The organism is Limnospira sp. PMC 289.06, from assembly GCF_032350395.1.
In the GTDB taxonomy this organism is placed as follows: domain Bacteria; phylum Cyanobacteriota; class Cyanobacteriia; order Cyanobacteriales; family Microcoleaceae; genus Limnospira; species Limnospira platensis.
Genome location: NZ_JARPLC010000011.1, coordinates 1,572 through 14,038, shown reverse-complemented (window position 1 = coordinate 14,038; position 12,467 = coordinate 1,572). Strand labels below are relative to the sequence as shown.

The following is a 12,467-nucleotide window of genomic DNA, read 5'->3' as shown; positions in this document are numbered from 1 at the left end:
ATTGGAGATTGGATAATGTCTCAAAAAAACGAAACAGCGATTCTGATTGTAGCCTTGCTGCTTACGGGAGGATTATTAGCCGTTGGGTATTTTGCCTTTACCCAGTGGCAATCACAAACTGAGGCAGACATTAGACCATCTCCGAGTTCCCCAACAGCTAGGAATGACTCCCGACCTAGGGCGATCAGTGCTGGGCAACAGTTATTGGTTGCGAGCACAACTTCCCCGGCTAAACAAGAGGGAATTGAGGCTTTGGCGGCGGGAGATTATTCTAGGGCTGTTTCCGAGTTGGAAGCCTCCCTACAGCAAAATCGCAATGATCCAGAAGCCCTAATTTATCTCAATAATGCCCGCATTGGTGCTGGACAGTCCCATACAATAGCCGTTTCTGTTCCTATCACTACGGCGGAAAATGCAGCCCAGGAAATCCTGCGGGGAGTGGCTCAGGCTCAAAATGAAGTTAACCAAGCCGGGGGTATTAACGGGGTTCCGCTGCGGGTGCTGATTGCTGATGATGCTAATAATCCTAATGTGGCTGAACAAGTGGCTCAGTCTCTAGTGGCTGATGACCAGGTTTTGGGGGTGGTGGGGCATTTTGCTAGTGATGTGACTGTGGCGGCATCCCCGGTTTATCAGCAGGGTCAGTTGGTGGCGATTTCTCCTACCAGTACGTCGATGGAGTTATCTAGGGCGGGGAATTTCATTTTTCGGACGGTTCCGAGCGATCGCTTTACGGCTAATGCCCTGGCAAAATATATGGTAGATAACCTGAATCTCAACCAGGCGGCTATTTTCTATAACGAGAATAGTAGTTATAGTCGTTCTCTCAAAGATGAGTTTACTACGGCTTTATATGGAGATGGCGGCGCTGTGGTGGCGGAGATTAATCTGGCTGAGGGGAATTTTAATAGCTTTGATGCGGTAGAATCAGTTACCCAGCAGGGAGCAGAGGCGATCGTATTATTGGCTAATACGGAAACCGTTAGTCAGGCTTTACAGGTGGTGCGTGTTAATGCTAGAAACTTGCCTGTTTTGGGGGGAGATAGTCTCTACAGACCTGAAGTGCTACAGGTGGGAGGCGATAGCGAGGGTATGGTGGTGGCTATTCCCTGGCATATTCTCAGCCACACTAATTCGGGGTTTCCAGAGGCGGCGACTCAGTTATGGGGTGGTGATATTAACTGGCGGACTACTATGGCCTATGATGCCACTAAAGCGTTGATTGCTGGTATTTCTGGAGATTCTAGCCGCCAGGGAGTTCAAAGGACACTATCAGAACCGGGGTTTTCGGCTAAGGGGGGTGGCGCAAATATCCGTTTTTTGCCTTCTGGCGATCGCAACCAAGCGGCCGAATTGGTTAAGGTTGAACAGGGAAGGCGATCGGGATTGGGTTATGATTTTGTGCCAGTTCCTTGATGTTTAAACGGGTGCGTTTTCGGCTATAATTGGCTGGGGATACTTTCGGGTATAGTCATCAACAGCAAGCAAGGAGATGGGAGGTGTTTGGTCGCCAACTGATTTATTTTTTATCATTATCTGGGTTCCGACCAAAATCTGCTGTCAACAGAAAGGTTTGGCGATCGCATTTTCGGCTATTGATGGATAGGGCGATCGCTATCTTAATTCTGGCTAACCTGAGTTTAGTCGTTTTTGACTTTATCTACCTCAGCAACCGCAATTTATATATACGCTTTGATGATTATCGCCAACAACGTTCTAACACTCCCCAAAGGAAATATTTACAACTCGTAGATAGTCTCCAAACCACCCTAGAACAGCAAGGCTTAAACTCTCCCCAAGTTGACCCTATCTTAGCCGAAATCAGACAATTTAGCCTCGAAATTCTCATAGAACAACCACCATTTCGGGTTCAAGACTCCCACGGAACTTTAGCAGCTATTAACAACCGACTCCAGGAACATCTCAACACCGATGACCTGGAAACAGCCATCAATACCTTTTGGAGTCGAGAATATTTCACCAATAATGGTTGGGAAAATTCCCTGAGATTTTTTAATATCAATTTACGACATCTATTTACACTATATGAACCTCAATTAAGCTATGATATCATTAAGGGAGTCGAAGCCTATCGACCCTCCCAAAACTATCTGATGCTCGTAGCAGATCTGCAAGCCATTTTAGAATATGAGGGTTTAGAATCGCCCCAAGTTGAACCCTTATTACAACAGCTTCAGCAACTCAGCACCGAGATGATAGACCGCAGTTATATCCCCCAAATTGACAACACTTTAGGGTTAATAACTCATATGAAATATAGGATGGTAGAACATATCCACGGTGGCGATCCATCCACGACTAATCACTTAACACCCACCTTAAAATTTTTGTATTCAATGAGGATATTAAGTATCCTCGCACCCGAAGTTATTTGGGTAGATCAGTCCTCAAGAGAAGCCTTTAGAACCTTCTGGAGTATTGATAACCTCAGCCAAAAAGGATGGGAAACAGAACTCGATTTTTTTGACAATCAAATAGCTACTTTAATGCGTCAGATGTATTTCCGTCACCTGGGAATAGATGGCGAATTTATTGACCGTTTTTGGCTAGTTGATTTACCTTGGGTAATTATTTTTTGGCTAATTTTTCTAGTGGAACTCTCCTTTATTCGTCGTCGCTATCCGCACCTAGGCTTATGGCCATGTATTAGGATGATCTGGTATGACGTATTTTTACTGATTGGGGTTATTCGCCTAATTCGGATAGTTCCAGTTATCATTCACTTAGAAAGAGCCAAATTACCTAATATGGCTACACTTAGGGCTCAAATTCGCCTCAAAGTTATTGCTAGTTTTGGGAATGAATTAATCCAGGTGGTAGTTAACCAAAGCATTAGCCAACTTAAAGCAACTGTCCGCAGCGGAAAACTGCGAAAAATGATTTTTAAATCTCAACAAAAATCGATGAATATCACTAAACCAGAGAGTCCGAGTCAAGTTAAACTAATTAGCGAACAATTATTAAAAGTTACTGCTTGTCATGTTTTACCAGAAGTTCAACAGGATTTAGAAGCCTATCTTCATTATCAGGTGAGTCAGTCTGTTAAACAATCAGGAATTTATCGCCGTTTACAGAAAATTCCGGTGATTCGGAAATTTCCTGAACAGGTGAGTGATAATCTAGTCAAACGCATCGCGGCCATTATCTCCCAGCAGCCCCAAAAATCCTATTATTCGGCACAAAATAAACAACCAGATCCCATCGCGCAAGAATTGCAACAGCGATTAGTTAACAGGTTTTTAGATGTGTTACGTTCCGAACTCAAAAATAATGAAACTATCCAAGAAGTTGAATATATTTTAATTGACTTTTTAGACCAAGCCAAAATCAATAACGTTGAATCGGCGCAACCAGACCCAGAAACTCCGGCGCTAAAACCGGCGAACTTCCCAGATGAATTTGACTAAAATCGGATCTGTGCAATCTTTCCTAAGAGTCCCACAAACGTCGTCGTTGATATCCTCCCAGTCGCTGGTGAGTGTCTCGCAACAGACGGGGAATATCTAAATTTTGAGGACAGCGAGGTAAACAGTCGCCGCAGTCGGTACATCGATCGCCTCTACGTCCAGGAAACCAATGTCCGGCATTCTCAAACATACCATAGCGATACTTACCAAATTGGGTCATATCGTAGGCGATCGCCAAATTTCGTAACCTCAGCACTTCGGGAATATTAATCAGTTCAGGACATGGTAAACATTGATAACACTGTTTACAGGTATCGGTTGCTAATGTTTCCTCTAAGGCAGTTTCCAGAGCCATGAAGGCGCTTTGTTCCGACTCAGTGAGGGATTCTACGGAATCGGCTACTTGTAGGGGTAAATCCAATTCTTGAGGGTTAGCGGCTCCTAAACTGAGGGTCGTAATGCGGCGATCGCTCAATAAAAATCGATAATTCAAGTGGAGGGGGGAAAATGGATGGCATAGCTGAGTTAACTTAGCTGGGGGGGTGTAGAGTTGTCCCCCCTTATCGGCTGGGGAAATAATGAAAATCCCCATGTCCTTTTGAGATGCTAGGGTGATGGCGGGAGCATGGCGCTGGAAAAAATAGTAATAATGGAGATTGATAAACTCAAAGCGATCGCTATTAATCGCTTCCAGAATCACCTCAACCGGAGCATGGGTCGAGAACCCCAGATGTCTGACCCGTCCATCTGCAATGGCTTTGTCAATACCCCTAATACCAGCGATCGCCTGGGTGAGATGTTCGGAGGTATTAATACCATGAATCGCCAAACCATCCACATAGTCAAGATTAAGCCTGGTTAGGGAATCATCGATCGCCTTTTCTAAAGCATCAGGATCAGACATCGGTGGGATCTTGGTAGTAATATAAAGCTGCGATCGCTCCACAGGTAGACCACCTAGCAAAGTCGCTCCCAGATACTCCTCACTTTTCCCATAACCTTTGGCAGTCTCTATATGGTTAATTCCCATGGAAACTGCCCTTTCTATAGTTTGGTGGGCATTTTCCGGGGATGCTAAATAGCGCATTGTTCCCAGGGAAAAGACTGATAGAGGTAAATTGGTTTTACCAAAGCGTCGATAACGCATGATTTTAGTTATTGAGCTTCGTCTTTGCGAAAATCTGCCCGTCTAATCAACTCTTCTGGACTCAGGTTAGCAACAAAATCGCGAAAGGCGCGTCTTTCGGCTTCGTCAGCATCACGATCGACAGGGATAGAAGCATCAGCGATGACTTCTTCCATGACCCAGATCGGGCTATCGGTACGCAGTGCAATGGAAATGGCATCAGAAGGACGCGCATCAATTTCTTTACGATTCTCCCCTTGACGTACAATCAAGACAGCATAAAATGTATTGTCTTGGAGGGAGTGAATCACAATCCGCTCTAAAACCATATCCCAGGTTTCCATGAGATTGACAAATAAATCATGGGTTAGGGGTCGCGGGGGTTGATGGTTTTCCAAAGCGCCGATTATCGATTTAGCCTGATCCTGACCGATAAAAATAGGTAAGGCTCGTCGCTCAGACGCATCTCTGAGTAACACAATAGGGCTGCGTGTGGTAGCGTCTAGTGCAATTCCGGCGACTTTCATTTCAATCATCGGTTCAGCCTCGATAAAATACGATAGACAAACAACAAGTGGTTAGACCCGCCAGTAAGAATCCAGCAATTCCAGTATGCCTTGATTTTTACCCGAATTGACGACAATTGCTCTGAAATTGTGGACAGCTCGTTGGTGAATATGGTCAAACAATGCCGGATAATTAACTGATGTTAGCCTAAAAATCTAGGTTTAATGGGCATTCTAGCTTACTGGGAAGGTAATCGCTAGGGATTTTTCCTGGTCATGGGAGTTACCACCTAGGTGATTGGTTTTGTTTGTTTAACGTTCACTTGATACGGGAAAAAAGTTATGTTTACCGGATTAATTCAGGCCTTGGGGACGATTGAGAGTTTGGGGCGATCGCGCTTTCAGATCGCTTGTCAGGTGGGTGCAACTGATCTGATTTTGGGGGATTTGGCGATCGGTGATAGTGTGGCGGTTAATGGGGTTTGTCTAACAGTGGTGGAAATTATGCCCCGTGGCTTGGTGGCGGAGGCTTCCCCGGAAACTTTGGGTCGGACTACTTTGGGTAGTGATTTAAATGGTTATGTGAATTTGGAGGCTTCCCTGCGTGCGGGGAGTAAGTTGGGAGGACATTTTGTGACGGGTCATGTTGATGCGATCGCCACCATGGAGGCGGCGGTGTCTGTGGGTAATTCCTGGGAAATGCGTTTTGTTCCCCCCAGTGATGCTGATCTGTGGAATCAACAGATTGCTCCCTATTTGGTTGCTAAGGGTAGTATTGCCGTTAATGGGGTGAGTTTGACTATTTCCGAATGCGATCGTCATAGTCGTTGGTTTGCAGTCGCTGTTATCCCTCACACTTACCAAAATACCAATCTTTGCACCTTGGAAACTGGTAGTTTAGTCAACTTGGAAGCAGATATTTTGGGTAAATATGTCGCTAAATTTCTCAGTATAAATTCCACCGATTCCGTGAATATTTATCATCAGCAATCTCTCACAGCTACCCCAGAAATTACCCCAGAATTTCTCAGCGAACATGGTTTTAATTAGTCCATCAATTAATTATTAGTAAAAAAAAAGCCCCCCACCAATGGTGGAGGACTTGCAACTAATTACCTAACATTAGGGTTCAGTTTAACCGAACTTACCAGCAGTTGAGGCAATTAGGAAGGCTGCGTAGGTGAGGATATAGCCAACGGTGAAGTGAGCTAAACCAACAACGCGAGCTTGAACGATGGACAGAGCCACTGGCTTATCTTTCCAGCGAACCAGGTTCGCCAAAGGAGTGCGCTCATGAGCCCAAACAATGGTCTCGATGAGTTCTTGCCAGTAACCACGCCAGGAAATCAGGAACATGAAACCAGTTGCCCAAACCAAGTGTCCGAACAGGAACATCCAGGCCCAAACAGAGAGGTTGTTAGTTCCGAAGGGGTTGTAACCATTGATTAACTGGGAAGAGTTCAACCACAGATAATCGCGGAACCATCCCATCAGGTAGGTAGAAGATTCGTTGAACTGAGCAACGTTACCTTGCCAGATACCCAGGTGCTTCCAGTGCCAGTAGAAAGTTAACCAGCCCAGGGTGTTCAGCATCCAGAACATAGCTAGGTAGAAGGAATCCCAAGCGGAGATGTCGCAAGTACCGCCACGGCCGGGGCCATCACAAGGGAAGGCATAGCCGAAGTCTTTTTTGTCGGGCATCAGCTTGGAACCACGAGCATCCAACGCACCTTTGACCAGAATCAGGGTGGTGGTGTGCAGACCGAGAGCGATCGCATGGTGAACCAAGAAATCGCCAGGGCCAATGGTTAAGAACAGAGAGTTAGTGCCGGAGTTGATGGCATCCAGCCAGCCAGGCAACCAAACGTTACCGTAGTTAGGCCAAGCAGTGGTGGCAATGCTTTCAGGATTGGAAAGCAGCACATCCATTGCATAAACCGCTTTACCATGAGCAGCCTGAATGAACTGAGCGAATACAGGCTCAATCAGGATTTGCTTTTCAGGAGTACCGAAGGCAACCACAACATCGTTATGAACATAAATGCCCAAAGTGTGGAAACCGAGGAACAGAGACACCCAGCTCAGGTGAGAGATGATTGCCTCTTTGTGATCCAAAACACGAGCTAAAACGTTACCTTTGTTTTGCTCAGGATCATAGTCACGAACCAGGAAGATAGCGCCGTGGGCAAAAGCACCGACCATTAAGAAGCCAGCAATGTACTGATGGTGCGTGTAAAGAGCAGCCATCGTGGTGTAGTCCTTAGCAATGAAAGCATAAGGAGGAATGGAGTACATATGCTGGGCAACCAGGGAGGTGATTACACCCAGACAAGCCAAGTGCCATCCTAACTGGAAGTGGAGAGAGTTGTTATAGGTCTCATAAATGCCTTGGTGAGGCATATTAAAAGGACCTTCGAGACGACGACCAAAGAAGTCTTTGGCATCGCACATTTCTTTGATGCTGTGACCGATTCCGAAGTTAGTCCGGTACATATGGCCCGCGATGATGAAAATCACGGCGATCGCCAGATGGTGGTGAGCCATATCGGTCAGCCACAGGGACTCGGTTTGGGGATGAAATCCACCTAAGAAAGTCAGAATCGCAGTCCCTGAACCTTCAGAAGTACCGAACACATGACGAACGGTGTCAGGATTCTGAGCGTAAACTCCCCAGTTACCAGTAAAGAAGGGAGCCAAACCCGCCGGGTGAGGCAGAGTGCTCAAGAAGTTATCCCAACCCACGTGCTGTCCGCGAGATTCGGGGATAGCGACGTGAACCAAGTGACCAGTCCAAGCCAAGGAACTAACACCGAACAGACCTGCCAAGTGGTGGTTCAAACGAGATTCAGCGTTTTTGAACCAGGACAGACTGGGGCGGTACTTGGGTTGCAGGTGCAACCAACCAGCAAACAGGAAGACTGCAGCCAGTAGAAGTAGGAAGATAGAACCTTGGTAGAGGTCTCCATTGGTCCGCATCCCGATGGTGTACCACCAGTGGTAAACACCAGAGTATGCGATATCAACGGGGTTAGAAGCGCCAGCTTGGGTGAATGCGTCAACAGCGGGTTGCCCAAATTGGGGGTCCCAAATAGCGTGAGCAATGGGACGTACATTTAAGGGATCTTTAATCCACTGTTCAAAATTGCCTTGCCAAGCGACGTGGAACAGGCTGCCAGAAGTCCAGAGAAAGATGATGGCGATGTGTCCAAAGTGAGAGGCAAAAATCTTTTGGTAAAGATTCTCCTCGGTCATTCCATCATGAGTCTCAAAATCATGGGCTGTGGCAATCCCGTACCAAATCCGACGAGTGGTCGGATCTTGAGCCAAATCCTGGCTAAATTTTGGGAATTTCGTTGCCATAAGTCCTAACTAAATGGTGTTCTCATTAAGTACGCCCAGGGAAATCGAGGCAGTTACCCCGATTCCCGAGCGAAGAACCCTCATCCTACGGAGATGATGCGGGCGAGGAAGAATGCCCAGGTGGTGACAATTCCCCCTAGAAGGTAGTGAGCTACTCCCACCGCACGACCCTGAATGATGCTCAGAGCGCGAGGTTGGATGGCCGGAGCCACTTTGAGCTTGTTGTGTGCCCAAACAATGGACTCGATTAGTTCTTGCCAGTAGCCACGGCCACTGAACAGGAACATCAGGCTGAAGGCCCATACAAAGTGAGCCGCCAAGAACATCAAGCCGTAGGCTGAAAGGGCTGACCCATAGGAGTTGATTACCTGAGAGGCTTGCGCCCACAAGAAATCACGCAACCATCCATTAATGGTAATAGCACTTTGGGCAAAATTGCCATTGGTAATGTGACTAATCGTGCCGTCAGAGGCGACGGTTCCCCAAACGTCAGACTGCATCTTCCAACTGAAGTGGAAAATCACAATTGACAGGGAGTTATACATCCAGAACAAGCCAAGGAACACATGGTCCCAACCAGATACTTGGCAGGTGCCGCCACGACCAGGGCCGTCGCAGGGGAAGCGGAATCCCAACTCGCTTTTATCGGGAATTAGGCGAGAACTGCGGGAGTACAGAACACCTTTGAGCAGAATTAAAACGGTCACGTGAATTGTGAAGGCATGGATGTGGTGAACCATGAAGTCCGCCGTACCCAATGCGATCGGCATCATTGCGACCTTGCCACCCACAGCAATTACATCACCGCCAAAGGCAGGACTAACGCTGGCGAGGGCATTGGGGGCTGTATTGCCCGGTGCTAGAGTGTGCAGGTTTTGCACCCACTGAGCAAAGATAGGTTGCAGTTGAATTCCTGTGTCAGAGAACATATCTTGGGGACGACCAAAGGCACGCATGGTGTCGTTATGGACGTACAGCCCAAAGCTATGGAAGCCCAGGAAGATACAAACCCAGTTTAGATGAGAGATGATGGCATCCCGATGACGGATTACCCTGTCTAGTAAGTTGTTAACATTCTTAGCCGGATCGTAATCCCGCACCATAAAGATGGCAGCGTGAGCACCAGCACCCACAATACAGAATGCTCCAATCCACATATGGTGAGTGAACAGAGACAGTTGAGTGGGGTAGTCTGTTGCGATATAGGGATAGGGAGGCATGGCATACATGTGGTGAGCCACAATGATGCTCAATGAACCCAACATCGCTAAGTTAATAGCTAGTTGAGCGTGCCAAGAAGTTGTCAGAATTTCATAGAGCCCTTTGTGGCCTTCTCCAGTGAAGGGGCCTTTGTGAGCTTCTAATAATTCCTTCATGCTATGGCCAATACCCCAGTTCGTCCGGTACATATGACCGGCAATGATGAATAGAACTGCTAGAGCTAGGTGGTGGTGAGCTGTATCGGACAGCCACAAACCGCCAGTCTGAGGATTTAAACCACCCTTAAAGGTTAGGAAGTCTGCGTAAACTCCCCAATTTAATGTGAAGAATGGGGTTAGTCCTTGCTTAAAGCTCGGATACAGTTCCGCCATCAAGCTGGAGTTCAGAATGAACTCATGGGGCAGGGGGATGTCTTTAGGAGCCACCCCGGCATCCAGCAGCTTGTTAATTGGCAAAGACACATGAATTTGGTGTCCAGTCCAACCCAAGCAGCCTAAGCCCAATAGTCCAGCTAGGTGATGGTTCATCATTGACTCCACATTCTGGAACCATTCCAGTTTGGGAGCACGTTTATGGTAGTGGAACCAACCAGCGAACAGCATCAGACCCGCCATCACCAATGCACCGATCGCTGTGCAGTAGAGTTGGAACTCGTTGGTGATACCGGAAGCTCGCCATAATTGGAACAATCCAGAGGTGATCTGGATGCCTTGGAAGCCACCACCTACATCGGCATTCAAAATTTCTTGGCCAAAGATGGGCCATACAACTTGTGCGCTCGGTTTAATCCCTGTTGGGTTTGTTAACCAAGCCTCGTAGTTGGAAAACTTCGCGCCGTGGAAATATGCACCACTCAGCCAAATGAAGATTACTGCCAGATGGCCGAAGTGAGCGCTAAAGATTTTGCGCGAAATATCTTCTAAATCGCTGGTATGACTATCGAAGTCGTGAGCGTCGGCGTGCAGGTTCCAAATCCAGGTTGTCGTACTTGGACCTTTGGCAAGATCGCGGCGAAAATGACCGGGTTTTCCCCACCTTTCAAAAGAGGTAGGAGTTGGGTCCTTGTCTACCGTGACCTTGGCTTTTGCCTCCCGCTCTGGAGGACTGATGGTCATTTAGACTCTCCTCTCCGTATCACAAATAACAAAAATATTGTTGCAGATTCTGAAACGGGATTTTTTAAGCCCCTTCATCATCCTTCACAAAAGTTGAGAGTGTTCTTAACTTTTGTTGGGGGCAACAACAAACCCTTAGTTTTGCCTTGGGCATTTAAAGGCATATTATAACGACAACTGTATGCTTCTGTCTACAACAGTTTTTGATTCTGCCGTCAGCCGCTGTTGTCTGTAAATTGTATATCATCTTTCCGAGTCACATGGGGGAGTCGGTAACAATAATTAAGAATTCCTAAAACCCCTATAAAATCTTGGATTTAGCCCATATCAGCCGAAAAACTCTGTAAAGATCTGCATTGAACCGTTACAAAACTTAAAATTTGCTGCCATAAAATACTTTGATATACAGGCGCTAGAGGGACCAGTGGCTGGCTCGTGACAGCTCATGGACATAGATAAAAATGTTAAGGATAATCGGCATTTTATCAATATCTGTTGGAGATCCATATTAAGGATCGGGTCTGTTTTGGGCTATAGTTGCATACTATACGGTTTCTTTGGACGATTTGGGTTTTAGGAGTGTGATTGTGTCTGTGAACAAGTTCTGGTGGACTCCCATCAAAAAACTGCTGACTATTTTACTCGTCGCAGTAATAACGTTTCAGATGACTGGGTGTGGTGACTCTGAACCGACTGATCCATCAATTACCCAGACATCATCAGCGAAAACTGTTAAGCAGAGTATTTCGGAAGTATCCCCCCCAGATATCATTCAAAAATTACACCCAGCCCTCGATCGCTATCAACCTCAAGTCCAAATTATCAGTCCTCAACCAGACGAGTTGCTACAGGATAATAATGTCACAGTCCAACTACAAGTTTTGGACTTCCCCACCTTCCGAGACGAAACACTAGGTGATGGTCCCCACTTACATTTAATTATCGACAACGATAGCGATCGCCATATTTACAATCCCACGGAACCGATTATCCTATCAGACCTGAAACCAGGAACCCATACCCTGCGAGTTTTTGCTGTCTATCCCTGGGGCGAAAGTTTCAAAAATGATGGTTCAAGTGCGATCGCCACATTTCACATTTACACCAAAACCCCCAATAACAACCCAGATCCAAAACTTCCCTTACTTACCTATAACCGTCCCCAAGGAACCTATGGTGCTGAACCCATTTTGCTGGACTTCTATTTAGACAACGCCCCCCTACATTTAATCGCCCAAGAAGATCCAGAAGATGAAATCATCGATTGGCGTATCCGCGTTACTGTTAACGGCGAAAGTTTTATTATCGAACGCTGGGAACCCATATATTTAAAAGGATTCCAACCCGGTAAAAACTGGGTACAACTGGAATTTTTAGACGAACTCGGAGAACCCCTGAATAACGTCTACAACAACACCGCAAGAGTTCTCACCTACGACCCCAAAAGCCAAGATACCCTATCTAAACTAATTCGCGGTCAATTATCTCTATCCCAGGCTAGGGGTTTGGTTGAAGCGAACTATACCAGCCCAACTTTAGCCCCCTCTCCTGAAATTGAGGAAGCCTCAGAACCTGAACCTATAGTCGTTGAGGAACAGGAAGTCTCAGAACCTGAACCTATAGTCGTTGAGGAACAGGAAGTCTCAGAACCTGAACCTATAGTCGTTGAGGAACAGGAAGTCTCAGAACCTGAACCTATAGTCGTTGAGGA

The 12,467-nt window shown here is 46.5% G+C and carries 7 protein-coding genes; 3 read left to right on the top strand and 4 right to left on the bottom strand.

Going from position 1 to position 12,467, the window contains the following annotated elements; translation table 11 throughout:
- Positions 1 to 15: 15 nt before the first annotated feature.
- Together P5674_RS04255 and P5674_RS04250 are read left to right on the top strand one after the other, a co-directional pair.
- Positions 16 to 1,416 carry an ABC transporter substrate-binding protein gene (locus P5674_RS04255; protein WP_014275209.1) on the top strand — a complete coding sequence of 467 codons (1,401 nt, stop codon included), beginning with the start codon at positions 16 to 18 and terminating at the stop codon, positions 1,414 to 1,416.
- Between the two features lie 83 nt (positions 1,417 to 1,499).
- A complete protein-coding gene (locus P5674_RS04250) occupies positions 1,500 to 3,428 on the top strand; it encodes a hypothetical protein (protein ID WP_043468200.1) in 1,929 nt (642 codons plus the stop codon).
- A gap of 22 nt (positions 3,429 to 3,450) precedes the next feature.
- Here P5674_RS04250 and P5674_RS04245 read toward each other — a convergent pair whose 3' ends face one another.
- Together P5674_RS04245 and P5674_RS04240 are read right to left on the bottom strand one after the other, a co-directional pair.
- Positions 3,451 to 4,575, bottom strand: coding sequence for an aldo/keto reductase (locus tag P5674_RS04245; RefSeq protein ID WP_006619829.1), 1,125 nt, complete (start codon positions 4,573 to 4,575; stop codon positions 3,451 to 3,453).
- A gap of 8 nt (positions 4,576 to 4,583) precedes the next feature.
- Complete coding sequence (locus tag P5674_RS04240) at positions 4,584 to 5,090, bottom strand: bifunctional nuclease family protein (protein WP_006619830.1); 507 nt, start codon at positions 5,088 to 5,090, stop codon at positions 4,584 to 4,586.
- Between the two features lie 312 nt (positions 5,091 to 5,402).
- Between P5674_RS04240 and ribE the strand changes: the two genes are divergently transcribed.
- The gene (gene ribE, locus P5674_RS04235; RefSeq protein ID WP_006619831.1) at positions 5,403 to 6,110 is read left to right on the top strand and encodes a riboflavin synthase; all 708 of its coding nucleotides are present in this window, start codon (positions 5,403 to 5,405) and stop codon (positions 6,108 to 6,110) included.
- Positions 6,111 to 6,194: 84 nt separating this feature from the next.
- On the opposite strand, the gene psaB is transcribed toward ribE, so the two are convergent.
- Both psaB and psaA read right to left on the bottom strand, forming a co-directional pair.
- Positions 6,195 to 8,420 carry a photosystem I core protein PsaB gene (gene psaB, locus P5674_RS04230; protein ID WP_006619832.1) on the bottom strand — a complete coding sequence of 742 codons (2,226 nt, stop codon included), beginning with the start codon at positions 8,418 to 8,420 and terminating at the stop codon, positions 6,195 to 6,197.
- An 80-nt stretch (positions 8,421 to 8,500) separates the two neighbouring features.
- Entirely contained in the window at positions 8,501 to 10,756 is a 2,256-nt protein-coding gene (gene psaA / locus P5674_RS04225; protein WP_006619833.1) for a photosystem I core protein PsaA, read from the bottom strand.
- Positions 10,757 to 12,467: the final 1,711 nt, after the last annotated feature.